The sequence below is a fragment of the Streptomyces sp. AgN23 genome, from assembly GCF_001598115.1.
In the GTDB taxonomy this organism is placed as follows: Bacteria; Actinomycetota; Actinomycetes; order Streptomycetales; family Streptomycetaceae; genus Streptomyces; species Streptomyces antimycoticus.
Genome location: NZ_CP007153.1, coordinates 6,305,664 through 6,324,542, shown reverse-complemented (window position 1 = coordinate 6,324,542; position 18,879 = coordinate 6,305,664). Strand labels below are relative to the sequence as shown.

The following is an 18,879-nucleotide window of genomic DNA, read 5'->3' as shown; positions in this document are numbered from 1 at the left end:
GGGCGCCGGTCACTCCGGCGGGACGCTGTACCGCTCCAGGGTCGCCTTGGACACCGAGGTGTCCATGAGGCGCAGCTACTCGATCGGCACCCCTGTGACCCTCTCCAGCGCGCGGATATAGACCGGCCTCGGCGATCGGCTGATACCGGACTCCCAGCGTTGGACCAGCCGCTTGCTGGCCTCGTTCGGCTCGCCTAATTCGGCACCTGCCCGGCGGAGCGCCTTCGCCAAGTCGTCCTGGCTCATCCGCAGGCCGATCCGCACGGCCCGCAGCGCGTCATTCGGTGCGTGCACCTCGGTATGGCCGCTCTGCCCGTGCTTACGCTGTGTGACCGGCTCGGGCCCCGCGGCCGCGGGGCCGGCGGTGAGAATGGACAGGTGAGACGCTCGCCAGACATCACCAGCCCGATACGGCCCCGGCTGCCGTCCCCCGTGTGGGACGTGGTCGATCCGTGGCTCGCCGATCGGGGCGTGGCGCTGCGGCTGAAGCGGGACGATCTCATCCACCCGCTGGTGCCGGGCAACAAGTGGCGCAAGCTCACCCCGAATTTGCGCGCGGCCGTCGAGCGGGGGCACACCCGGCTGCTCACCTTCGGCGGGGCGTACTCCAACCACATCCGGGCGGTGGCGGCGGCGGGGGCCGCGTACGGGCTGTCGACGGTCGGGGTCATCCGGGGCGACGAGCTGGCCGACGCGCCGCGCAACTGGTCGCTGGCGCGGGCCGAGGCACACGGCATGGAGCTGGCCTTCGTCACCCGCTCCGCCTACCGCGAGACGCTGCGCGGGCTGAGCGAGGACGACCCCGGCACCCTGCGGGGGCTGGAGGAGCGGTGGGGGCGCGCTTACGTCCTCCCCGAGGGCGGTACGAACGTGCTGGCGGCGCGCGGGGCGGCCGAACTCGTCGCCGAGCTGCCCGGCCTGGGGCCCGGCGATGTGGCGTGCTGCGCGGTGGGCACGGGCGGCACGCTGGCCGGGATCGCGGCCGGGCTCCCGGCTGGCGCGCGGGCGGTGGGGTTCGCCGTCCTGAAGGGGGCGGAGGGCTACCTGGACGGCGAGGTGGCCGCGCTGCACGAGCGGGGGTGGGGGCGGGCCTTCGGCAATTGGCGGATCGAGCACGGCTACCACGGTGGTGGCTACGGGCGGGTGCCGGCGGAGTTGGAGGCGTTCGCGGCGGAGTTCGAGCAGCGGCACGGGGTCCGGCTGGAGCGGCGGTACGTGGCGAAGCTGCTGTGGGGCGTGTACGGGCTGGTGGAGCGGGGGGAACTGACCCCGGGCAGCCGGGTGACGGCGGTGGTGACGGGGCCTCCGGATCCAGAGGATGCGGCAGGTTCGACGGGCTCGGCGGGTGGTGCCCGGCCCGGGGCGTGACCCGCCGCGCGGGTCACGGCTCGACGCGGCCTGGGTCACGGCTCGACGCGGCCTGGGTCACGGCTCGGCGCGTAGGCTGTCGCGGCCGGTCGCCGGGCGCGCGGACCGCGTCGGCCGATCGCCGGTGCCAGGCGGGGCGACCCCGGTCGGATCACGGATCATGGGCGCGGCGCCGGGGTCACGACGCACGGGTCTCAGTCCGGGATGCGCAGGCGCATCACTCTCGTCGCCGCGTGACGGACCGTGCCCTCCTGGCGGACCTCGACCGTCAGGTCCGGGGTGACCGGGCGGTAGGCGATCTCGGCGCCGACCCGGTCCAGGGCGGTGGGGAGTTCGGCGGGCGGGGGCTGGGAGTCGGGCAGCTCGCGCAGGGCCGTGCCGAGCTGGGCGCGGACGGCCGTGGCGAGCGGGGCGGAGATCACGGGCGCGTCGTCGCCGGGGAGCACCAGCGCCAGGGCGCGCGGGCGGAACCGGGGGCCGACGACGCCCACGACGACGGCGTCACGCGTCTCCGAGTGGCGCACCTTCCGCCAGTGGCGGCCCGGCCGGTAGGGCTGGTCCAGCTCCTTGACGACCAGACCCTCGACACCGATCTCCAGAAGCGACTCGTACCAGGTGGCGGCGAGCTGCGGATCGGTCGTCATCGGCACGGCCTGGAGCGGTGGGCCGAGCGGTTCGAGGAGCGCCATCAGCCTGGCCCGGCGCTGTTCGTACGGAAGCGGCCGCAGATCCTCCTCGCCGATCGCGAGCAGGTCGAAGGCGGCGTAGGAGGCGGGCAGTTCCCGGGCGAGCCTCCCCGCCCGGGACTCGGACGCGGCGAAGGCGCGCTTCTGGACGGCGGCGAAGTCCGTACGGTTGCCCGACCACACCACCACCTCGCCGTCGAGGACCGTGCCGGGCGGCAGCGGCCGCGCGGCGGCCTCCAGGTCGGGGAAGGCGGGGGTGATGATGCGGCCGGAGCGGGCCTGCATCCTTACGGTGTCCGCCAGCCGGAAGATCAGCAGCCGATGGCCGTCGAACTTGGGCTCGTAGGCCAGCCGCCGTCCGGGCGGGGCGGTCGGCAGGGTGGGGACGACGCGGGCCAGCGCCACGTCCACGGGCGGCTGAACGGGCGGCTCGTGGGAGGACGGCGGCTCACGGGAGGGCGGCGTCATCGGTCGACCGCGCCTTCGTCGTCGGCGCCCTCTTCTCCGTCGCTTTCACGGGCACCGCCCTCGCCCGTCGGCAGCGGGCGCGCCTGCCCGGGCTCCAGCAGCGGGGCCAGCAGATCCCCGTGGCGGTCGAGCCGCGCGGGGATGTCGTCGATCAGGAAGGACAGCGCCGCCGGGGCCTGGCACTCCTCGACCTCCTCCCAGGTGACGGGCGTGGAGACGGCCGGTTCGGGGACGGCGCGGGGGGTGTACGGGGCGGCGGTGGTCTTCGCGGCGGCGTTCTGGCTGAAGTCCACGTACACCTTCCCGGGCCGCAGCGAGCGGGTCATCTTGCGGATGACGAGATCCGGCATGGCGTTCGCCGCCTCCAGGGCCAGCCGTCTGGCGTAGGCGGTGGTCTGCCGGGAGGGGGTGGGCTCCACCGGCACCAGCAGATGCAGCCCCTTGGAGCCACTGGTCTTCGCGTAAGCCGTAAGGCCGTCATCGGCCAGCCGCTCGCGCAGCCATACGGCGACGACGCGGCAGTCCACGATCGTGGCGGGCGGCCCGGGGTCGAGGTCGAAGACGAGCCGGTCGGCGATGCCCACGCCCTGGTCGATCCGCCACATCGGGGCGTGGAGCTCCACCACGAGGTTGGCCGCCCACATCAGCGAGGGCAGGTCCTGGATCAGCACCTGCTCCGCGGTCTCCCCCTTATGGCGGGTGATCTCGGCCGTCCTCACCCAGGAAGGCGTGCCCGGAGGCGGGTTCTTGGTGAAGAACTTCTGGCCGTCGGGCCCGTCCGGGTAACGGAGGAACGCCAGCGGCCGCCCGTGCAGATGGCCGAGGAGCGGGTCCGCGGCCGACGCCAGGTAGTGCAGCAGCTCGCCCTTGGTGGTGCCGGTGGCCGGATGGATGACCTTGTCGAGGTTCCTGAGCGTGATCCGCCGCCCCTCCACCTCCGCGATCGGGGACATACGGTAAGAATCTCATGAAAGGGATCAAGCATGCGATCTATCTGAAATGGGAAGGTTTCCTTCGGTCTGGTGAGCATTCCCATCACGATCTGTCCGGCCACCGGGGACCACTCGACTCGTTCCGGCAGATCCACACCCGAGGGCGACCTGGTCCGACCCAGGCCGCCCAAGCGTGGGCGATGGCGCGTGCCGGTGGCGAACCGTAGCCGGCTGTGCGCGGCAGGCCCACTGGCGTGCTGGCGAAGTCAGCTGGTCAGGGCCGCGAGGGTGGCGTCGAGGTCGGTGGCCTTGGGCTGGTTGTGGGGCAGCTTGGCGAGGATCTTGGCCATGCCGCAGGTGTTGGTGAGGGCGGAGAAGACCAGGCCGCCGGCGACGCCCGCGGACAGCAGGCGGGCCTTGGGCCAGCGTCGGGCGGCGAGCAGTCCGGTCAGGACGAGGCTTCCGGCGGCGAGGCGCACCTGGCGGTCCATGGCCCAGGGGGTCCGGGCGCCGGCGGGGCGATGGGTGTCATGGCCGAGCTGGGTCCAGGCAGTGGTACCGCCGGTGAGACTGACAGCGTTGATCCCCTGATCGGCCAGGCGCTCGCAGGCGGTCGCGGAACGGGCGCCGGAAGCGCACACGACGAGGAGGTCGCCGCGGTCGGCGGCGGCCCTCAGGGCGTGCAGGGCGGTGTCCAGGTGGTCGAGGGGGATGTTGTGGGCACCGGGCAGGTGACCGGAGGCGTATTCGCCGGGGGTGCGGACGTCGATAACGGTCAGCTCGTGGAGGCGGGCGCTGGCCTGGTCCGCGGTGAGAGTGAGGGTGGATGCCACGGGGATTTTCCTTTGCTCGGTCGGTGTTACCCCTTGGGTAAGGTACCCGAGGGGGTATCTGGACGAGGGAGTGTGGGTTGTGGAACTGGCGATGGCGGCTGAGGAACTGAAGACGGTGGTCAACCGCCTGCGCCGGGCGCAGGGCCAGATCGCCGGTGTGATCAAGATGATCGAGGAGGGGCGGGACTGCGAGGACGTGGTCACGCAACTCGCGGCGGCCTCCCGGGCTCTGGACAAGGCGGGTTTCGCGATCATCGCGACCGGTCTGCAGCATTGTGTGGCCGATGCGGACATGGCCGCTTCCGGTGACCGGGAGCAGATGCGTGCCCGCCTGGAGAAGCTGTTCCTTTCTCTGGCCTGACCGTGGTGCCGCGACACCTGATCGCCCGACTGGTTTGTCAGGTGAGCGCGTCGGTGAGCATGAAGGCGGCCACGGCCAGCAGCACGATGGCGAAGGTGCGTTGCAGCAGGGTGCCGGCGACCTTGGCGGCCAGGCGTTTGCCGTCCCAGGCGCCGAGGATCGCGGTCCCGGTGAAGGGGCCGATGACCGCCCAGTCGATGCCGGCGGCGCCGGCACCCCGGGCGGCCAGGGAGGCCAGCGAGTTCGCGGAGATGACCAGCAGACTGGTGCCGACGGCGGCCTGCATGTCGAACGCCAGCACGGTGACCAGGGCGGGGACGGCGAGGAAGCCTCCGCCGACGCCGAGCAGTCCCGTCAGCGTCCCCAGGCCGGCTCCGGTCCCAGCGGCCTTCGCCGGCCGCACCGTCGTGGTGTGATCGCCGTCGGTCCGGCCGGGCCGCAGCATTTTCAGCGCGGCGAGGGCCGCGACGGCGGCGAACGCGGCGGTCAGCAGTGATTGCGGCAAGCGGGCGGCGGCGGCACCGGCCACGGCGGCGGGAAGGAGCCCGGCCGCGGTGAACAGGGCTCCGGCTTTCCAGCGAACGTCGCCGGTGCGAGCGTGGGCGCACAGGACGGTGAGCGAGGTGGCCGTGACAATGATCAGGCTGGCGGTGGTGGCGGCGGCCGGAGTGAAGCCGAGCAGATAGATCAGCGCGGGCACCGCCAGGACGCTGCCGCCCCCACCGAGCGCGCCGAGCGCGAGCCCGACCACCGCCCCCGCGATCAGGGCCAGGATCGCTGCGCTCACGCTATGCCACCGCCGCTGCCACCCTCGCTGGTGACCGGCAGACCCGCACGGGTCCAGGCGGTCATGCCGCCGGCGACGTCGGTGGCCTCGACGCCACGTCCGGCCGGCACCTTGACGGCCTGCTGGGAGCGGCGCCCGGAGCGGCAGATCGTGACCACCGGCTTGTCCCGCACGGCTGCGGGGAGCGATGCCCCGGCCATGAGGCGGGAAAGCGGCAGGTGCAGCGCGTCAGACGCGTGCCCGGCTCGCCACTCCGGTGTTTCGCGGACGTCCAGCGGTACGACCTTGCCGTCGCGGGTCTGCTGCCGGGCCTGCTGGGGGGTGAGGCGGCCGGGGCCGCGCCGAAGGAACGGGAACATCGTGGATCACTCCGTGCGGGGATGTGCGGGTGGGGCGTGTCAGCCGACGCCATCGGGGTCGGGGCGAGTGAGGGACAGCCCCGCCTCGGTAGCGGCCTCGAAGCCGTCATCGACGGCGACCACGTCTCGGCCTGCGGCCCACTCCGTGCGGGGATGTGCGGGTGGGGCGTGTCAGCCGGCGCCATCGGGGTCGGGGCGAGTGAGGGACAGCCCCGCCTCGGTAGCGGCCTCGAAGCCGTCATCGACGGCGACCACGTCTCGGCCTGCGGCGTCCAGGAGGGACGCGGCGATCGCCGCGCGCATCCCGCCGGCGCAGTGCACCCACACCGACCCGTCCGGCACCTCGCCGATGCGGCCGCGCAGCTCGTGGATGGGAATGTGGACCGAGCCGTCGATGTAGCCGCCCGCCCGCTCGGAATCCCGCCGCACGTCCAGCACCACCACCTGCTCCCCGCGCCCGCGCACCTGGGCGAGGTCGGCGAAGCGGGCGCGCGGGAAGGAGGCGAGCTGCTCGCCGACGCGGACCCAGTCGGCCGGGTCGCCGGTGGCGGCGGCGGCCGGGCGGTCGATGCCGACCCGGGCCAGCTCACGCTGCGCGTCGGTGACCTGTTCGGGCGTCTCGGCCAGCAGGGTGACGGGCTTGCCCCACGGGATCAACCAGGCCAGGTAGGTGGCGAGCTTGCCCTGGCCCTCGAAGTTGAACGAGCCGGCCACGTGCCCCTCGGCGAAGGCCACGCGGCTGCGCAGGTCCACCACCCACTCACCCGAGGCCAGCCGGGAGGCGATCTCCTCGCCGTCCGCACGCCCCGGCGGAGTGAGGTCGACCGGCGCGGGACCGGCGGCGTTGGTCGGGCCCATGTGCGCGTAGTACGCGGGCACGTCGTCCAGTCCGGCGAGCATCTCGGCGACGAAGGTGTCCACGTCCTCGGTCAGCGCGTCGTTGGTCCTCCGTTCCTGGCCGATCGTGGTCGCGTCCCCCTCGGCCTGCGCGGAGGAGCAGAAGCTGCCGAATCCGTGGGTGGGCAGCACCGCGACCTCGTCGTCCAGCTCGTCGGCCAGGCGGTGGGCGGAAGCGTGCTGGGCGCGGGCCAGTTGCTCGGTCAGCCGTGGTTCGACCAGGTCCGGACGGCCCACGGTGCCGATCAGCAGCGACCCGCCGGTGAACGCCACCACACCGCGCCCGTCCTCGGTAAGGGCGTAGGAGGTGTGGTGCGGAGTGTGCCCGGGGGTGGCGATCGCCCGCAGTACCAAGCCCTCGTCCACCGTCACGGTGTCGCCGTCGGCGACGGGGGTGCGAGCGAAGGCGACCGACGCCCCGGCCGGCACCAGGTAGTCGGCGCCGGTCACGCGAGCCAGCTCCAAGCCGCCCGTGACGTAGTCGTTGTGCACATGAGTCTCGGCGACGAAAGCGATGCGCACCCCGCGCCGGGCCGCTGCGGCAATGACCTGGGCAATATCGCGCGGCGGGTCGATGACCACCGCGGCACTGGGCCCGCCGGCCAGGTAGCTGCGGTTGCCCAGGCCCTCGAATTCCAGGGTGTCGACGAAGAACACGACCATGACTCCCTCTTGGACGGTGTACCCCGGGGGGTATTGGACACTCACCCTAACAGGAGTACCCCGGGGGGTATTCCTGGCACATGGATCGCCCCGGTGGCCGCCCGGCCGCCGACGAGCGGGTACTCGGCGGGGTATAGCGGAATCGGCTCCCCGCGCCGCCCTTCAGGAGTATTCGTGGGCGCCAGTGCCCCGCCCCTCGGCCATCAGGCGCCTCAGGCCGACCGCGGCATCGGCCTGCTCCTGCCCCGCGACGTCGTCGTGCGTCGCGACAGGGACACCACCCTCGTGCAGGTCCTCGACCCGGGCGCCATGGTCACCCTGACCGGCCCCCGCCCTGGAGTCCGTCGCGGAGGACGCCCCGGCTCGTCTGGACGCCGCCCTGGCCCGACTCCCAGGCCCGGCCCCGGGGCCAGGTCCGCGCTCGCTCACGGTCCGCCTCGCACCGGCCCCAGGGGGGCGGGGCATCAGGATGCCGTTGCTCTGCGGCGACCAGCCTTACCGGTGAGGGCCTTGATCAAGTCTTCGCGACTCATCGAGGAGCGGCCGGGGATGCCGGCCTCCGATGCCCGGTGGTAGAGCTCCGTCTTGCTCAGTCCCTCGAGGTCGGATGCCTTCGAAGGCTTCTTCGCGGCCTTCTTCGCCGCGCGGCCGGCCCGACTCTTTTCAGCCGCTTCTTCCAGCTGCGTCGGCTTCCGAGCGGCCTGGGCCTCTTCGGCGCCGGCCTCTCTCTTGCCCTTGGCTTTGTCGACGCTGGCTTGCAGGACGTCCATGAGGTCGATGACGTTGGTGGAGCGTGGCGGCGGCTCGCTCTTCTCGATCGTCTCACCAGCGCGTTTGGCCTCAACGAGTCGCATCACGCGCTCCTGGTAGATGTCGTGATACTCCTCGGGGTCCCATTCCGTGCTCAGGGCCTCAACCAGCTGGACCGCGGTCTGCAACTCCTTGTCAGCGACCTGGGTACCTTCCGGGAGGTTCCCGATTTCACGGCGGGGATCGCGGACCTCATCAGCCCAGTGCAGCGTGTGAAGCGCCAGGACGTCGCCTTCTGGTTTCACAGCAACCAGATACTCGCGGTTACGCATGACAACGGTGGCGATCCCCGCCTTGTTGGACCGGGCCAGGGCCTCGCGCAGCAGGGAATAGACCTTCGCGTACTCCTTGCCCTTCGGCGCCACGTAGTAGGCCTTGTCGAAGAAGATCGGCTTTACCTTTTCCGCGTCGACGAACCCCGTGATTTCCAGCCCCTTGGACCGGCCAGGGGCGATCTCATCCAGCTCACCGGGCTCGACCACCACGTACTCGTCCCCCATGTCGAAGCCCTTGACGATCTCATCCACAGGGACTTCTTCACCGGTGCGTTCGTTCACCCGCTTGTTGCGCACCCGGTCGGATGTTCCGCGCTGAATCTGGTTGAAGCGGATGGTGTGGCTCTCCGTGGCGGTGAACAGCTGCACCGGCATGGCGACCAGGCCGAATGACAGAGCACCGCTCCAGATCGCCCTCGCCATGGCCCCTTCACCTCCCTGTTCACCCCTATCGCACCCCCACCGGCCAGTGATCGCATCCCGGGATCCCCCGGCCGGCGGCAACGAGGTAGAGCGGGTGACGTCAGCGGCGGGACCATGGGGCTCCGCCCCCTTGGACCCCGGACGCCCTTCGTACGCGTCCTCAAACGCCGGACGGGCCGAAACCCGCCCGCCCAGGGGGCACCTCCCAGCGGTAGCCGAGGGAGTTCGAGGAGCGGGGTCCGGGGGCGGAGCCCCGGCTGTGAGAAGGGGCGGCAGGGGACAGCCCGCCGCAGGCGCGACCGCGGTCAGTCGACCATCCGGTCCCGGGTCCGCCCGGCGCGCACCCGGGCCACGGTTACGGACGGCGCCTCAGCGGAAGTCGGCCACGTGGTCCTCCACCCACTGGGCGAACGTCAGCCCGGGGCGCCCCGTGATGCGCTCGACCTCGGGCGAGACCGCCTGCGGCCGGTCCACCAACTCCGCGAACACACGCAGCAGCGAGTCCGCCATCTCCGGCGTGAGGAAGTCGCCGACCATCCGCTCCCGCGCCGCCTCGGGCGGGATCTCCTCGTACCGCAGCGGCCGCCCGACGACCTCACCGATGATGCGCACCTGATCGGCGAAGCTCAGCGACTCGGGTCCGGTCAGCTCGGGCGTCTGGCCGACCAGGTCGTCGGCGAGCAGCGCGCGGGCGGCGACCGCGCCCATGTCGGCCTCGTGGATGGCCGCCACCTGCGCCTCGGCGTACGGCCCGTACACCACGTCCCCGGCCTTGATCTGGTCCACCCACTGCAGGGAGTTCGCGGCGAAGCTGCCCGGGCGGACGAACGTCCACTCCAGCCCCGTGGCCTCGACCTCGTCCTCCAGCGCACGGTGGCGGACGCCGATCGGGTTGGTGTGCGGATCGAGGTCCTGCAGGACGGAGGACGAGGAGAGCATCACGATCCGCCGTACGCCGCTCTCCTTGGCCCGCTCGAGGATCTTCCCGGACCCGAACTGCCAGACCACCGCGGGGTTGAGGAACAGCGCCGTGGCGCCGTCCAGGGGCATCTCCTCGGTGCGGGCCGCCCGCACGCCCCGCGGCAGCCGGGCCGCCTCGGGGTCGCGGGTGAGCGCGAGCACCTCGGCGCCCGCGTCGGCCAGCTCCTTCACCACATAACCGCCGACGTTTCCGGTGGCTCCGGTCACCACGAACATGATGAATCTCCTCGCCTGTCCTGCGATGGGTACATAACCGCAGTCAGGTTCATCCAAACAGATGACAATGTCAAACGATTGGATGAGAACCTGTCGGGGACCCCCGGCTAGCCTGTCCGGGCCGAGGAAGAGGAGATGACGACCATGCAGGGGACGCCCAAGAGGCCCCGTCGCGCCCCCACCCCCGAGGAGCGCAAGCAGTGCCCGGAGCGCTCCCGGCGGCTGCTGATGGAGGCGGCCAGGGACGTGTTCTCCGAGAAGGGGTTCGCGGGCGCCCGCGTCCAGGACATCGCGGACCGGGCGGGCCTCAACAAGCAGCTGATCGCCTACTACTTCGGCGGCAAGGAGGGCCTCTACCAGGAGCTCACCCGCGAGTGGCTGGCACGCGAGGCGACCTTCAACGACCCCGCGGTCCCCTTCGAGGAGCTGATCGTCCGCTACCTCCGGGAGGCGTTCGACGACCCCCGCGCCATCCGGCTGGCCGTCTGGCGCGGGCTGACCGGCGAGGAGGCGGCGGACGAGCGTCCCGAGGACCTGTCCGACATACGGCGCCGGCAGGCGGCGGGCGAGCTGGCGGACGACCTCGACCCGGCCGCCGTGCTGCTGATGTGCTACGCCGTGGTCTCCGCGCCCGCCACGATGCCGCACGCCGTCCGCCAGATCTTCGGCATCGATCCGGGCTCGCAGGAATTCCAGGAGCGGTGGGAGGAGCAGCTGCGCCGCATCGTCCGCCACTTGGCGGCGTGAGACCCGCCCTACTCCACCACCCCGTCGATCTGGAACGTCTGCACCGACTTCTCGGCGAACGGAACGCTCAGCCGCTTGCCGTCCAGCGCCGTGTCCCGGCGTGCGGTGTACAGATCGCCGGTGCCCGAGGTGTGGGTGGACCAGCGCGGCGCCAGCCCGCCGGCGTCCCCGGTGACCTGGCCGAAGCGGGACAGGTCGAAGGTCGCCGTCTGCGCGGCGCCGGGGTCGACGGCGACGAGCACGAGCCGCCGCGCGGCCGGGTCGTACGCGGCGATGGCGTGGTCCGAGCCGGTGTCCAGGATCCGCATCCCGGGGCGGATATGCCGGGTGAACTGGGCGAGCACGTAGTACTTGGTCTGCACGGCGCCGGGCTGGGCGGAGTCCGGGGCGTAGTGGATCAGCGCCCAGCCGGCGCTGGGCGTTGTCGAGAGGCGTGACAGCGCTTTCCACGAACGGACGGGCGAGCGGATGACGGCCCGGCGCGGTGACGGCCGTCGGTAATTCGGTTGCCTCCGTCCGCCCTCGTGTCCACGATGTCCGGGACCTCACCGCTACGAGCAGGAGCACAGGAGCAACAGATGCGCCGATTCCTCGGAACGACTCAGCGCCCCTACCGGACGACCGTCTTCGAGGACTTCAGCATCCATGCCCAACTCTCCACGGGTCTCTCGGACCCTCAACATCGGCGTGCTCGCCCATGTCGACGCCGGTAAGACCAGCCTCACCGAGCGGCTGCTCTACGACGCCGGGGTGATCGACCGGCTCGGCAGCGTCGACGCCGGGGACACCCAGACCGATACCGGCGAGATCGAGCGGCAGCGCGGTATCACCGTACGGACCGCGGTCGCGTCCCTCACCGCCGGGGACACCCAGCTCAACCTGATCGACACCCCCGGCCACTCCGACTTCATCGCCGAGGTCGAACGCGCCCTCGGGGTGCTCGACGGCGCGGTGCTCGTGCTGTCCGCCGTCGAAGGCGTCCAGGCGCAGACCCGGGTGCTGATGAAGACGCTGCGGCGGCTGCAGCTTCCGGTGCTGCTCTTCATCAACAAGATCGACCGTGCGGGCGCCCGCGACGCGGGGTTGCTCGCCGACATCCGGCGCACCCTGGCGCCGCATCTCCTCCCCCTGACGGCGGTACGGGAGCTGGGCACGCGGAACGCGTACGTCCGCTCGCGCTCCCTCGACGATCCGGGGATGCGCACCGAGGGGGCCGAGGTGCTGGCCGAGCTCGATGACGCGATGCTCGCGCGGGTCGTGGACGGTCCGCTCCCCTCGGCCGAGGAGGTGTGGGCGGCGCTGGCGGCCCGTACGGCGGAGGGGCTGGTGCATCCGGTCTTCTTCGGCTCGGCGCTCAGCGGTCAGGGCGTCGGGGCGCTGGTCGAGGGGGTCACGCGGCTGGTGCCGCCCGCGCCGGGCGGGGCGGAGCCGCGGGGCACGATCTTCGCCGTGGAGCGCGGCGGTGGCGGCGCCCGGGGTGGCGACGGCCGGACCGGCGGAAGCGGCCGGACCGGCGGAAGCGGCCGGACCGGCGGAAGCGGCGCCCGCGGCGGCCGTACGGCGTATCTGCGGCTGTTCTCCGGTGAGGTGGCGTTGCGGCAGCGGGTGACGCTGCACCGCCGCGAGCCCGGCGGCGCCCTGACCGAGCACACCGGGCAGATCACCGCGCTGGAGATCGTCGGCGCGGCGGGGGCCGCGCGGGGGCCGCTGACCGCCGGGAACATCGCGCGGATCAAGGGGCTGCCCGGGGTCCGGGTCGGCGACCGGCTCGGACCCGTCCGCGACGTCCCGTCGGACCGGCCGCACTTCGCCGCACCCACCCTCCAGACCCTCGTCCACGCCCGCGAGCCCGGCGCCGCGGCCGCATCCCGGCTGCACACCGCGCTGCTCGAGCTGGCCGACCAGGATCCGCTGATCCACGCGCGGGCGATGCCGGGCGGGGCCACCTCGGTGCTGCTGTACGGCGAGGTGCAGAAGGAGATCATCGCGGCCACGCTGGTCCAGGACTACGGCGTCAAGGCGGAGTTCGAACCGAGCCGTCCCGTGCTCGTCGAACGCCCCTCGGGGGTCGGCGAGGCCGGTCGTGAGATCGCCCGTTCCGGCCACACCGGGCCGTGGGCCACCGTCGGGCTGCGCGTCGAGCCCACCGCGCGCGGCGCCGGGGTGGTCTTCGGCTACGAGACCGAACTGGGCGCGCTGCCCCGCGCGTTCCACCACGCGATCGAGGAGACCGTGTACGACACGCTGTTCCACGGCCCCCGGGGGCGCTCGGTGACGGACTGCCGGGTCGTCCTCGTCCGATCCGGGTTCATCGGCCCGGTGAGCACCGCGGCGGACTTCCGCGACGTCACCCCGGTGGTGCTCGAGGAGGCGCTGGAGCGGGCGGGGTGGCGGGTGTACGAGCCGTACCACGCCTTCGAGCTGGAACTCCCGCCCGAGACGCTCGCCGCGGTCACCGCCCAACTCGCCGCCGCCGAGGCGGACATCGGCGAGAGCGTTGACGGTGCCACGGCATGGCTGCTCCGGGGCGAGATCCCGGTCCGCCGAGTACACGGTTTCGAGCATGTCCTGCCCCGGCTGACGCACGGCGAGGGGGTGTGGTGGTCCCGGCCCTGCGCCGACCGGCCGCTGCGCGCCGGGGCGGCGCGCGAACCGCACGCCTAGGCGCGGCTGGATTCCGGACGCCCCCAGCGGGCGTAGACGAGGCTGTTGCTGGTGCCGCCGGGCGTGGTGAGCCGCACATTCACCGGACCGGCGGCCCCGCACGGGGGCGATGGCGGTCACCCAGGTGTCCGAGACGACGGTGAAGGAGGTGGGTGGTGTCGAACAGCACCGTGCTGGTCGTGGTGAGGCCCCTGATGAAGAGCGTGACGGTGGTCCCGGTGTTGAGCGGCCCCTCGGTCGGCGACAGGCTGGTGAGGACGGGAACGGCGACATAGGTGTACGGGACGCCGTTGCTGGTGCCGCCCGGCGTCACCGCCGTGATCTGCACGGTGCCGCTGCCCGGCGGCGCCACCGCGGTGCCGCCGAAATTCACGGCGGTGGCGGTGGACAGTCCGGTGCCGTTGATGGTGACGGTGTTGCCGCCGGCGAGCGGCCGGGCGCTGGTGCTCAACGCGGGCTTGAAGGGTGCGCCGATGGAGTAGAAGTTCAGCGGATTGCTGTGCCGCCCGGCGTGGTCGCGGTCACCGGCACGACCCCGTTGCCGGAGGGCGTGGTGACCGTCACGCTGGTGGCGTCGTTGGCCGTGATGGTGGCCAGTTTGCCGCCGAAGCGCACGGCCGTGGCTCCGGTGAGGTTGGTGCCGGTGATGACGGCGGCCTGTCCGCCGGCGGACGATCCCTGACCGGGTGAGATGGGCATGGCGCAGCCCCTCCTGAGGTGAGGTGAGCTGAAGTGCGGGGCGTTCGGGTAGACGGGACCGGGCGGGCTACACCCGCTCGCGCTCACGGAAATCCGGTGCGCGACCGCGGGCGTTGGGGCACCCGCCCGGTCCTCCTCGCGGTACGCCTGGCGCCCGGCTCCGGCGAGGACGCGGCGCCCCCAGCGCCGAAAGACAACGGCGGGGGTTCCACCGCACACTTTCAGTAATCCATCCGGCGTAGCCCGCCACAAGAAGGGTGACGCCACGTCACCCGAATGGCCGGGCGTGCGGGATGGGCCGCGCCGGGCGCCGCACGCGCCCGGCCTGCCATCCCGCTCCGCGCCGTCCCAGCACGCCCTTTCCGGGCCCGGTCCCACCCCTCACCCGTTCCCGTGACCCATCGGACGGACGGGTCACTTCCGTACCTCCCGGGCGTATGCTCTTGCCACATGGGGGCGGAAATGGGCATTACCGCCGATGAGACCTCCAGCGGGGGCACTTGGCGGGTAAGAATCCGGAGTTCGGCCGGTGGCGTCCTGGGCGCCGGAATCCTTCTGGGCAGCGAGACGGTGCTGACCTGCGCCCATGTGATCCCCGACGACGGGCTCCCGGTGCCCGCCACCGAGGTGCTGGTCGACCTGGTCGAGGTGCCCGACGCCGCACCGGTCCCCGCGCGCGTCGCCGACGGCTGCTGGGTGCCCCAGCGCTCCGACGGATGCGGCGATGTGGCGCTGCTGCGGCTGAGCCGGCCGCAGCCCGCCGAGCACGCCGCGCCGCTCTACCGGCTGCCGCCGGTGCTCGGCCGCCCGGTGTGGATGGGCGGCTTCCCCAAGGGCCTCGACAACGGCCACTATCTGCGCGCGAAGACCGCCGGGCGGGTCGGCCCCCGGGCGGAGTGGGTGGGGCTCGACCCCAAGTCGCCGCGGGATGTGGTCCGTAAGGGCTTCAGCGGCGCCGGGGTGGAGGACGAGGCGACCCGGCATGTGATCGGCATGGTCGTCAGCCGGTACGACGACCCCGTCGGCGTCCCCTCCGCCAAGCGCCTCAGCGTCTCCTACATGATCCCGGTGGAGACGATCGTGCGCCATCTGCCGGTGGTCCACCGCTGGTTACGGGGCGACCCCGGGGTGGACCGGCCGCTGGTCTCCCAGTTGACCACCGGCGTCCAGGACATCGGCTTCGCCCAGCGGCTCGCCGTATGGCTGCGCCGGGAGCCCCTCACCGGGCGCCCGGACATCGCGGACGTGGAGACCGTGGTCATCGAGGACGACGACCACGCGCGGTACGAGGCGCTCAGCCGCGCCATCACGCTCGCCGACCGCGAGTTGTCGGGCGGCGGCCCGGACGGGGCGGTCTCCGCCGCGCCGCACGGCACCGTACCGCCGCTGGGCAGTGTGGACCTGGCCATCGACGTCACCGGGCGCACCGACACCGAGGTCGCGCTGCGGGTCGCGGACCGGATGGATCTGCGCGCGCCCGGCGACACCTCCCCGCTCAGCCGGGTCCGGGCCAACGCGGTGCCGCTCACCATAGTGGCCGTCGGCGTGGACCGCGCCCGCGATCCGGAGGCGCTGGTCGGCTTCATGAAGCTGCTCGCCGACCGGGGCGGCCGGCTGATGCTGGTCTTCCGCGATCCCCACTCCCGCGGACTGCGCCTGGCCGAGCGGCTGTTCCGACCCGAGGCGGCGCGGATCGACGGCTGGCTGGACGAGCTCGCCGGGCGGGTGGCCCTCGCCGCCGACCGCGAGCACGAGGCGGCCGAGCGCGGGGCGCGCCGCTCGTCCCTGTCGGACGCCGAGGACGCGACGGCCTTACGGATCAATTTGACCCGGCTGCGCTCCGACCCCGAGCTGCGCTCCCATCGCATCGTGGCCAAGCTGGCCGCGTTCGAGCACACGGTCCGCACGGTCGCCGAGCGGGCCGAGGGGACACTGCGGGTGATCGAGGCCCAGCAGCCCGCGGTCCAGGAGCTGAAGTGGCAGTTGGTGTCGTACACGGCGATGCTCGGGAGCAAGGCCGAATCCGAGCGGGCGGAGCTGATTCCGCTGCACCGCGCCGCGGTGCGGCTGCTGGCCACGGTGCCCTGTGATCTACCGGAAGCCCGCCGCGCCGTCGACCGGTTCGTGGCCGCCGTGCACACACCGCCGGAGGGGGAGGCGCCATGACGGACGGCAGTCGTCCGAACGGCGGTCGTCCGGGCGGCGGCCGTCCGGACCGCAGTCGTACGGGCGGCAATCGTCCGGACGGCGATGGCCCGGACAGCGACCGTCCGCACTGCGATCGCCCGGACTGCCGCGGCGAGGGCCTGGGGCGGATCAACGCCCGGGGGTTCTGTACGGAGTGCGGCCGCAGGGCCCTGCCCACCGCCCCCGAGCCCATTCCCCCACCCACCCAGGCGCGGACTCCCCCGCCCACCCGGCCCGGCGAAGCCCTGACGTCCGAGTCCACCGCGACCACGGCCCGCGCCCGCCGCCGCGATGTGGCGCGGAAGTTCACCGTAAGGCCGGCGGGCGAGGATCCGCTGGCCCTGCCCCGGGTCGAACTGCCCTCGCTGCGCGATCTGGTGATGGACGATCCGCATCCCCCCTCACGCGGCCAGACCTGCGGCTGGGAGGGGTGCGAGGAGATCGTGGGCGCGCCCTACGGCGGGCAGCCCGCGCTCTCCAGGGGCTACTGCCCGCGCTGCCGCCATCCGTTCGACTTCGCCCCGCGGCTGAGCCCCGGGGATCTGCTGGGCGATCAGTACCGGGTGATCGGCTGCGTGGGGTACGGCGGGCTCGGCTGGGTCTATCTCGCCGAGGACACCCAGCTGGACGACCAGCCCGTGGCCATCAAGGGCCTGATCAACAACGAGGACGAGGCGGCCCTGCGGACGGCGGTCGAGGAGCGCCGCTATCTGACCATGCTCGACCATCCCGGCATCGTCCGGATCATCAACTACGTCACCCAGCCCGACCCCCGGGACGGCGCGCTGGCGGGCTACATCGTGATGGAGTTCGTCGGCGGGATGACTTTCGCCCAGATCAAGGACCACATCGCGGACGCGGTGAGGCCGTACGACGGGCCGCGGCTGTACGAGCACATCCTGGCCTACGGCTGTCTGGTGCTGCGGGCGGTCGGCTATCTGCACGGCGAGAAGCTGCTGTACTGCGATCTCAAGCCGAGCAACGTGATGCACTACGAGGACCGGGTCAAGGTGATCGACCTCGGCGCGGTGCGGCGGGTGGGCCAGCGGGACGGCGGGCCGCCCGTGATCACCGAGGCGTTCGCCGCCCCCGAGGTGCTGGCCCGGGGCGCCTCGGCCCTCACCGAGCGCCATGACCTCTTCGGAGTCGGCCGAACGCTCGAAGAGCTTTCCGACAAGGCCACCCGGCAGGCCCAGCGGCCGCCGGGCCTGGGCGCCGAGTCCTACCGCCGGGTGCTGGCCCGCGCCACCGCGCCCGACCCGGAGCGGCGTTTTGGATCGGCCGCGGAGATGTCCGAGCAACTGTGGGGCGTGCTGCGGGAGATCCACTCGCTGCGGCTGAGCCGGGAGCAGCCCCAGCCGTCCACGCTCTTCGCGCCGACCTCGGCGCTGCTGGACTCCTCGCTGGGCCGGATCCCGGACCTGGAGCGCTGGCTGGACGGGGAGCCGCGCCCGCTGCTGGCGTCCGGCTTGCCCCGCCCCGAGCAGGTGCCGTCCGGGCTGCCGGTGCCGTTCCCGGACGCGGCGGATCCCGGCGCGGCGCTGCTGGGCGTGCCGACCGACAGCGGGCCCCGGCGGCTGATCGAGCAGTTGCACGCCTTCCCCCGCCCCTCCGCCGAGATCCGGCTGCGCACCTGCCGCGCCTATCTGGAGCTGGGCGAACGGGAGGCGGCGGCACGGGAGTTGGCGATTGCCGTGGAGCTGATCGGCTCGGCCGGCCCGTACGACTGGCGGCTGTCCTGGCACCGCGCCCTGCTGCGGCTGGCGGACGGCGCGGTGGCCGACGCCCAGCGGGAGTTCGACGAGGTCTACAGCGCTCTGCCCGGGGAGTACGCCCCCAAGCTGGCGCTGGGCTACTGCGCCGAGCACCTGGGCGACCACGAGGCCGCCAAGCGGTTCTACGAGGCGGTGTGGCAGCGCAACCGCTCGCAGGGCAGCGCCGCGTTCGGGCTGGCCCGGCTCCGGCTCGCGGCGGGAGACCGGGGCGGCGCGGTGGACATCCTCGGCGGGGTGCCGAAGGTCTCCCGCCACTACGACGCCGCACGGATCGCCATCGTGCGGGTGTTGTCGGGGCGACTGGGGCACCCCGACGCCCTGCCGACGGCCGAGGATCTGGCGGAGGTGCGCACCCGGCTGCCGCGGCTGTATCTGGACGAGGGACGGGAGTCCGGCCCGGCCCGCGACCGGCTGACCGCGGAGTCGCTGGAGGTGACGCTGGACTGGGCGGAGCGGCAGTCCGGTGCCGGGGAGCGGATGGGTGAGCCCGCTGGGCACGCCCGTTCCCGGCGCTGGGTGCGGAGGGGGCGTGCCGCCGCGGCGGCTGAAGCGCCCCGGAGGGGAACCGAACCCCCGTCGCTGGTGTATGGAGAGTGGGAGGACGAAAGCGCGCTGCGCGCCGAATTGGAGCTGACCCTGCGCCGGCTGGCCCGGCAGGCGGACAGCCCCGAGGCGCTCGGTGCGCTGATCGACCACGCGAACGCCATCAGGCCCGTGACCCGCGTCTGACAGGGGGATCAGTTGACTT

The 18,879-nt window shown here is 72.7% G+C and carries 16 protein-coding genes and 3 pseudogenes; 7 read left to right on the top strand and 12 right to left on the bottom strand.

The genetic code is table 11. The features are described 5' to 3' along the window. Positions 1-78: 78 nt before the first annotated feature. A pseudogene (locus AS97_RS27485) lies at positions 79-246 on the bottom strand (XRE family transcriptional regulator); the annotation flags it as partial. Positions 247-378: 132 nt separating this feature from the next. On the opposite strand from AS97_RS27485, the gene AS97_RS27480 reads away from it, so the two are divergent. Then, complete coding sequence (locus tag AS97_RS27480) at positions 379-1,368, top strand: pyridoxal-phosphate dependent enzyme (RefSeq protein WP_063805027.1); 990 nt, start codon at positions 379-381, stop codon at positions 1,366-1,368. A gap of 194 nt (positions 1,369-1,562) precedes the next feature. On the opposite strand, the gene AS97_RS27475 is transcribed toward AS97_RS27480, so the two are convergent. From AS97_RS27475 to AS97_RS27465, 3 genes are all read right to left on the bottom strand, one after another. Beyond that, on the bottom strand, positions 1,563-2,522 hold the full coding sequence (locus AS97_RS27475) for an ATP-dependent DNA ligase (RefSeq protein WP_210565829.1): 960 nt from the start codon (positions 2,520-2,522) through the stop codon (positions 1,563-1,565). Next, positions 2,519-3,475 carry a non-homologous end-joining DNA ligase gene (gene ligD / locus AS97_RS27470; RefSeq protein WP_210565828.1) on the bottom strand — a complete coding sequence of 319 codons (957 nt, stop codon included), beginning with the start codon at positions 3,473-3,475 and terminating at the stop codon, positions 2,519-2,521. The genes AS97_RS27475 and ligD overlap by 4 nt, the downstream gene beginning before the upstream one ends. Before the next feature lie 245 nt (positions 3,476-3,720). Next, a complete protein-coding gene (locus AS97_RS27465) occupies positions 3,721-4,287 on the bottom strand; it encodes a rhodanese-like domain-containing protein (RefSeq protein ID WP_059148843.1) in 567 nt (188 codons plus the stop codon). Positions 4,288-4,366: 79 nt separating this feature from the next. Here AS97_RS27465 and AS97_RS27460 point away from each other — a divergent pair, with 79 nt between their 5' ends. Continuing rightward, complete coding sequence (locus AS97_RS27460) at positions 4,367-4,648, top strand: metal-sensitive transcriptional regulator (RefSeq protein WP_059148844.1); 282 nt, start codon at positions 4,367-4,369, stop codon at positions 4,646-4,648. Positions 4,649-4,685: 37 nt separating this feature from the next. Here AS97_RS27460 and AS97_RS27455 read toward each other — a convergent pair whose 3' ends face one another. From AS97_RS27455 to AS97_RS27445, 3 genes are all read right to left on the bottom strand, one after another. Continuing rightward, a complete protein-coding gene (locus tag AS97_RS27455) occupies positions 4,686-5,435 on the bottom strand; it encodes a sulfite exporter TauE/SafE family protein (RefSeq protein ID WP_210565827.1) in 750 nt (249 codons plus the stop codon). Continuing rightward, positions 5,432-5,794, bottom strand: a complete 363-nt coding sequence (locus AS97_RS27450) for a rhodanese-like domain-containing protein (protein ID WP_210565826.1) — start codon at positions 5,792-5,794, stop codon at positions 5,432-5,434. The genes AS97_RS27455 and AS97_RS27450 overlap by 4 nt, the downstream gene beginning before the upstream one ends. Before the next feature lie 171 nt (positions 5,795-5,965). After that, positions 5,966-7,348 (bottom strand): MBL fold metallo-hydrolase, encoded by a 1,383-nt coding sequence (locus AS97_RS27445; protein ID WP_210567292.1) that lies wholly within the window; start codon positions 7,346-7,348, stop codon positions 5,966-5,968. Positions 7,349-7,522: 174 nt separating this feature from the next. Here AS97_RS27445 and AS97_RS47675 point away from each other — a divergent pair. Next, positions 7,523-7,745 (top strand): annotated as a pseudogene (locus AS97_RS47675) (DUF302 domain-containing protein); the annotation flags it as partial. 73 nt (positions 7,746-7,818) lie between these two features. On the opposite strand, the gene AS97_RS27435 reads toward AS97_RS47675, so the two are convergent. Then, positions 7,819-8,862, bottom strand: a complete 1,044-nt coding sequence (locus AS97_RS27435; RefSeq protein ID WP_210565825.1) for a Ku protein — start codon at positions 8,860-8,862, stop codon at positions 7,819-7,821. Between the two features lie 369 nt (positions 8,863-9,231). Then, positions 9,232-10,059: an NAD(P)H-binding protein gene (locus AS97_RS27430; RefSeq protein ID WP_210565824.1), complete on the bottom strand. Its 828-nt coding sequence runs from the start codon at positions 10,057-10,059 to the stop codon at positions 9,232-9,234. Between the two features lie 135 nt (positions 10,060-10,194). Between AS97_RS27430 and AS97_RS27425 the strand changes: the two genes are divergently transcribed. Next, on the top strand, positions 10,195-10,806 hold the full coding sequence (locus tag AS97_RS27425) for a TetR family transcriptional regulator (protein ID WP_063805028.1): 612 nt from the start codon (positions 10,195-10,197) through the stop codon (positions 10,804-10,806). Between the two features lie 8 nt (positions 10,807-10,814). Here AS97_RS27425 and AS97_RS27420 read toward each other — a convergent pair. Then, positions 10,815-11,225, bottom strand: a pseudogene (locus tag AS97_RS27420) (beta-1,6-galactanase); the annotation flags it as partial. Positions 11,226-11,451: 226 nt separating this feature from the next. Between AS97_RS27420 and AS97_RS27415 the strand changes: the two are divergent. Continuing rightward, complete coding sequence (locus AS97_RS27415; RefSeq protein ID WP_210565822.1) at positions 11,452-13,470, top strand: GTP-binding protein; 2,019 nt, start codon at positions 11,452-11,454, stop codon at positions 13,468-13,470. Positions 13,471-13,549: 79 nt separating this feature from the next. Here the strand turns inward: AS97_RS27415 and AS97_RS49055 are convergent, their stop codons facing one another. Next, positions 13,550-13,921 carry an IPT/TIG domain-containing protein gene (locus AS97_RS49055; protein ID WP_330790761.1) on the bottom strand — a complete coding sequence of 124 codons (372 nt, stop codon included), beginning with the start codon at positions 13,919-13,921 and terminating at the stop codon, positions 13,550-13,552. 35 nt (positions 13,922-13,956) lie between these two features. Continuing rightward, on the bottom strand, positions 13,957-14,169 hold the full coding sequence (locus AS97_RS49050) for an IPT/TIG domain-containing protein (protein WP_349017603.1): 213 nt from the start codon (positions 14,167-14,169) through the stop codon (positions 13,957-13,959). A gap of 450 nt (positions 14,170-14,619) precedes the next feature. On the opposite strand from AS97_RS49050, the gene AS97_RS27405 reads away from it, so the two are divergent. Next, entirely contained in the window at positions 14,620-16,335 is a 1,716-nt protein-coding gene (locus AS97_RS27405) for a serine protease (RefSeq protein WP_247204506.1), read from the top strand. Then, positions 16,332-18,860 (top strand): serine/threonine-protein kinase, encoded by a 2,529-nt coding sequence (locus tag AS97_RS27400; protein ID WP_247204505.1) that lies wholly within the window; start codon positions 16,332-16,334, stop codon positions 18,858-18,860. The genes AS97_RS27405 and AS97_RS27400 overlap by 4 nt, the downstream gene beginning before the upstream one ends. The last annotated feature ends 19 nt before the right edge of the window (positions 18,861-18,879 follow it).